4 protein-coding genes are annotated in these 5755 nt (G+C 65.9%); all 4 read left to right on the top strand.

Translation table 11 applies throughout. From position 1 onward, the window contains the following. Positions 1–162: hypothetical protein (locus GY769_18100; protein ID MCP4203835.1), on the top strand; the 162-nt coding region annotated here is incomplete at its 5' end. Between the two features lie 74 nt (positions 163–236). Continuing rightward, positions 237–2927: an insulinase family protein gene (locus tag GY769_18105; GenBank protein MCP4203836.1), complete on the top strand. Its 2691-nt coding sequence runs from the start codon at positions 237–239 to the stop codon at positions 2925–2927. Between the two features lie 188 nt (positions 2928–3115). Next, positions 3116–5350 (top strand): TonB-dependent receptor, encoded by a 2235-nt coding sequence (locus tag GY769_18110; GenBank protein ID MCP4203837.1) that lies wholly within the window; start codon positions 3116–3118, stop codon positions 5348–5350. Positions 5351–5358: 8 nt separating this feature from the next. Then, positions 5359–5755, top strand: a 397-nt coding sequence (locus tag GY769_18115; protein ID MCP4203838.1) for a hypothetical protein, incomplete at its 3' end; no start/stop codon positions are given.

Here is a 5755-nt window from a genome sequence, read left to right on the forward strand (position 1 = left end):
GATGCGGGGGCGGTACGCGAGCGGCTCGCCCCGTATCTGGACGGCCGCCAGATCGAGGCGCTGCTGGCGCGTCAGAAGAAGATCGTCAAGGCGATCAGCCGGCGGATCGCCCAGTACGGCGAACAGGCGATCCTGTTCGAGTTCATCACCGCTCCGGCCTGAGTCGAGCCAGATAATCGGGTGGGCCTTCGGGCACGGGGCCACGGCCGACTTATACTTCTGTCATGTGCGATTGGATGAAGTCGACCACCGCCTCAGTGTTTTGTGTTTTCCTCGCTTGTCTTGCGGCGGCAGCCGCGGCTGAGCTCGCTCCAACCGATCCCGAAACCGCTCCCGAAGCGGGATACCTTGAGACGGTGCTCCCGAACGGCATGCGGGTGGCTCTCGCCGAGCGCCGGGAAGTCCCGATGGTCAGCGCCACAGCCATTATCGGAGCCGGTTCCGCTCTCGAGTCGGAAGATTTCTCCGGTGCCTCCCACCTGCTCGAGCATCTGCTCTTCAACGGGACGACGACGATGAATCAGGAGGAGCTGTACGCCGCGGTGGACCGCATCGGCGGCTACAGCAACGCCCACACCGACGAGGATCACACCTATTTCACGATGCTGGTACCCACGGCCCATGCGGCCCAGGGTCTCGAGATTCAAGCGGCGATGCTCTTCGATTCAACGATCCCGCAGGACAAATACGGCAAGGAGCGCAAGATAGTCCTCGAGGAGATCGCCAAGGATCGCTCGCGGCCGGACCACGAGGTCGACCTGACGATTCGTGAGCGGACCTCTCCGAAAACGGCCTACGCTCGTCCGGTCATCGGCACCTACGACTCGCTGGCCGGTATCGAGCGCGACCGGGTGTGGGAGTACTACGAGCGACGGTACGTTCCCGAGAACACTCTTCTCTTCGTAGCCGGTGACTTCGCCGCCGGAGAGATGCTGAAGCTGGTGGAGAGGATCTACGACCCGGCCGCGGCCGGAGCTCCCCGGCCGCCCTTGCCTCCGATACCCGACCCGTTCGCGGGTCCCGGAGATGGCACTGTGACCCGAGTCGGCAAGGAGGCGGCCTCGGCCGTGATCAGCGTCACTCTGCCGGCCCCCGGTCCGTGCGAGGCCGGCGGCCTGGATGCAAGCATCATGGCCTCGATTCTCTCGAGTGAGGCCGGTCCCCTCCGGCGAGCCGTTCCCGGCGACGAGGCGACGCGGATCTCCGCCACCTACGTCCCGCGACCGGTGGGCAGCGCCCTTTCGATTCGAGCCGATTTGCTGCCCGGCACCGATTCGGGCGCCGTGGCGCGGAAGCTCCTCGAGGCTCTCGACGCCACCGGCCGTCGCGGTTTGAACCAGCCGGGTTTTGGTCCGGTCGAGGTGATGCGGGCGAGCGCCGCCGCGCGCTCCGGAGAGCTCCTCATGGGCCAGCGGCTGCACTATCTCGGCATGATGGTGGCGGACACTCTGGGCGCCTGCACCGGCTCGCTCGCGCCGCTCCTCAGACCCGACCAGCGGCCCGAGCCGCCCCCCGAAGAGGTGGCGGCCACCGCGGCACTGCTGTTTGATGATTTGGCGCGCCGGGCCCGAGTCGTGGTTGTCGACCCGGGCGCCCGGGAGACGACGATCGAGCCCATTGGGGAGATCGTCGCCGCGGCGAGGGCCGAATCGCCGCCGCCTGCAGGTCTCACGGCCGCGGATCTCGACCGAACTCTCGACAATGGCATGAGAGTGCTGGCGTCCAGGGAGGCGGGGACCCAGGTCACCGGTTTCCACCTCCTGGTTCGAGACCGGTCCGCGCGGGAGCCCGAAGGCCAAGATGGGATTGCCGATCTTCTGCACCGGCTGTTGCCGCGTGGCACTCGGCTCTCTGACCGTGCCCAGCTCGAAGCGCGGCTCGAGAGACTTGGAGCCGAGCTCAAGACCGCCGACTCCGACTTCATCCCCTACGATGACTACTACACGAGCCCCAGCCACTCGTTTGTTCGTCTCGAGGTCCAGAGTGGCAACTGGCTGCCGGCGCTCGATCTGCTGGCCGAGCTGGTGCGTTTGCCGGCGCTCGGCCAGGGAGAGTTCGAGACCCTGCACGCGGCTCGCCTGGTGCGCGCCGAGAAGCAGGCATCCTCCCCGACCGAGGTCGGCCGCACCGCCTACCGGGCCGCTCTCCTTGGAGCCGATCATCCTCTGGCCAGGCCTCTCGTCGGGTCACCGGCGAGTCTGGGGCGGCTCACCCACGAGGATCTGGTGGAGTTTGCCGACGCCTATCTGGGGGCGCGAGCGCTGGTGCTGAGCGTGGTCGGGCCCCACGAACCGGAGGACGTGTTCGGTGCGGTCGCGGAGAGATTCGCCTCCGCCGCGCCCGGTCCGGAGTCGCCAACGGTCACTTCGTGGCCGTTGACAGGAACGCCGGGACCGGCGGTCGAAGTGGCTCTGGGGGCCGATCAGGCGAAAATCTATCTGGGGTTCATCGACGAGGTGGCTGCCGCCGATCGCCCGGGGCTGACGCTCCTCGCGGCCATCGCGTCGGATCGACTGGCCATGACCCTGAGGGAAGAGCTGGGGTTGGCCTACCGGCTCGGAGCGTCCGTGGCTTTTTCCGCCGAGCCGGCGCTCGCCTGGCTCACCCTCGAGATGGGCACCCGGCCGGAGAACCGCGACCAGGCCCTGGCCGGACTGCGGAGCCAGATGGACGGTCTGCGCACGCGCATGGTTGACGACGAGGACATCGAGCGAATCCGGGCGGTTCTCAGAAGTAGAGCGCTGATGCGGCGGATGACGGCCGTCAACCGCGCCCGCTATCTCGGCCTGCGGGCCTTTACCGGCGTGGAGGCGCGCGAGGACCTGGACGCCCTCGAGGCGCTCGACCAGGTGAGCCGCGACCAACTCGAGCGACTCGCCCGCGAGTGGCTGGATCCCGCCCGCCACCGGGCGGTCATCGTTCATTGAGAGCGGGCGGCGACCACCTCTGCAGGGTGGGTCGATTATCCGCTCCTACGGGTGGTCCGTCACCGGCGATGAGCACCTAAGCTAACGGGCAACTCGAGATGGGCAACCTATGCGACAGACGCGCTCAGCGCTTCGTCGTTTGGCGGACCATCCAGATCACCGTTCCAGATCGAAAGAAGGAAGAAGTCATGAACACAAAGAGGCCAAAACTCATCGCATTGACAATTACGCTCCTCCTGGTGCTGCCCGTGACTACGGGGTTGGTAGCTGCCCAGGAAGGGGCCGGTGCGGTTCTGGAGGTGGCGGTGAGAGACCGCTGGGGGGCCGTCCCGGGAGCCACGGTTCAGGTAAGCGATCAGGATTATGAGATCAGCGAACGTCAGGTCAGTGATGCCGCCGGCTTGGCGACCTTCTCCGCACTACCCGGCGGCACCTATCGGGTCGAGGCGGTTCTGGACGGCTTCGTGCCTTACCTCCGGGAGGGAGTTACGTTGGTCGCGGGGGAACGGGCGGGTGTGGAGGCCAGGCTCGCCCTCACCCGATTCTCTTCGTCGGTCACGGTCTCGACCGCCAACCGGCGTGAACAGCTGCTGCTCGACGTGGCCGAGCCCACCACCTTGATCGACGAGATGCAGATTCTCGATACCGGTGGCCAGTCGGCAAAGGACGTTCTCGGAGAGCAGGCCGGCGCCGGCATCGTGGTCCACTCCGGAGGCGGCCGGGGCCACGTTTCGATCAACGGGGTCGGCAACGACGGAGTGCTGGTGCTGGTCGACGGACGACGCTACCTGGGCCGTGACGGCATCGGCAACTTCAATCTCGAAGACCTCGACCTGACCAACGTCGAGCGCGTCGAGATCGTCAAAGGCGCCGGCTCGGCCCTTTACGGCACCGATGCGCTGGGAGGAGTCATCAATATCATCACCAAAAAGGCCGAGCCGGGCACCCACAACCGACTCGAGCTGACGGCGGGCTCCCACAGCGACTTCCGCCTTTCCGACAGTTTCAGTCAGCGCGAAGGTAGATACGGGCTCGAGCTCATCGGTTCGTTCCGGACCTTCGACGGCTACGACCTCGACTCGGCCGACCCGCAGACCCAGGGGGAGCCCAGCAGCGAACGGGTCGACTTCCAGGGGAACGGCGACTACCAGATCTCAGACGACGTCGTCGGCCGCCTCTTTGTCAACTACTCCCGCCGAGACGTCAAGGACAACTTCTTTGCCGGCGCCACGCAGCTCGGGGAAGAGATATTCGACCAGCAGTTAGAGCTGGTGCGCTACACCTTGTCTCCGGAGTTCGACTTCGTGCTCTCCCCTTCGAGCACCTTCAACGTAACGCTGACCTACGGCAAGTACGACCGCGACGAGACCGATGTCTACCCCGACCGCGTCGAGGTGGTGCCGCCGTGGCAGGAGTGGAACACCGAGGGCAAGGCCAGCCTGAGCAAGAGCTGGCAGGCGCTGAGCGAGGACCAGCTGTTTCAGGCGGGCCTCGAGTACCGCCACCAGAAGATGGACCGGTCTTCCCTGCGCAGGCCCGGAACCGACTCGACCGAGGTCGATCGCGATCTCAACGTGGCCTGGTTCCAGCAGGAGCTCAACCTGGGCCCCAAGTTCACCTTCACGGGTGGCGTGCGCTACGACGACGACAGCGAGTACGGCAGCGAGACGAGTCCCAAGCTCAGCGCGGTGTTCGCCGCAAGCGACACGACACGTTTGCGGGCGAGTTACGGGCACGGTTTCCGAGCGCCGCGCTTTGGCGAGCTCTTTATCGAGATCCCCTTCTTCTTCGTCGGCAACCCCGATCTGAAACCCGAGACTTCGGATGCCTTGACCGTGGGCTTCACCTACTTCGGCTCCAGGGTCAACGCCTCGATCGATTATTTCGACACCGAGCTCGACAACTCCATCGTCTTCGACTTCGGAGACTTCACCCCGCCGTTCAGCTACAAGAACATCCCGGGGATCTCCACGCGCCAGGGCTTCAACACCGAGCTGGCGATCGACTTTCCCGGAGGCTTCACGCCCTCTGTCGCCTACACCTACCTCGATGCCGAAGACGACGACGGCGAGGACCTCGGCGGCACCGCCACGGATACGGCGTTTGTCAAACTTCTCTGGCAGGATCCCGGCCGCGGCCTGCGCGCCAACCTGCGCGCCGAGTATCGCGGCGAGGAGACCCCGGGCACCTCCGACGGCAGCTTCACGCCGAGCTACACCCTGTGGAACCTGCAGGCGAGCAAGACCCTTCAGGTGAGCGGCAAGAAGTTCCGCGTGTGGGCGCGGGCCGACAATCTCTTCGACGAGTCCGACATCTTCCGGCGCGACGCCGCCGGCAATCCCATCCCCGGCAATCTCCAGGTCTGGGAGGATGGCCGTAACTACCACGTTGGAGTGGCCATCGATTTCGAGAGCCAAAGGTAGCGGCGAGAATGACCACACGATTCACGAGCGCAGGATCTGGATCTGGCGGCCGGGCTGCTACAGGCCTGGCCGTGCTCGCGGGCCTCTGGGTGCTCGCCGGGGCCTGCTCGCCACCGCCGCCACCATTGGCAACCGAAGAGCCGGTGCCCGAGGAGACGGCGCCCGAGACAGCCCTCGCCGAGCTGCCGGTGACGCGAGTACCCCATCAGGGGATGGCGGCCGAGGCCTACTTCTCGGCCGACGGTACGCAGCTCATCTTCAACGGCAAGATGGGCGACGATGTCGACTACCACGTTCACACCATGAAGCTCGACGGCACCGAGTCGAGACGGATCAACGACGTTGGGCGCGACGCCTGCTCGTTCTTCTTTCCCGAAGGCGACCGGTTGATCTGGACCTCGACCC

This window comes from bacterium, assembly GCA_024224155.1.
Lineage (GTDB): Bacteria > Acidobacteriota > Thermoanaerobaculia > Multivoradales > JAHEKO01 > CALZIK01.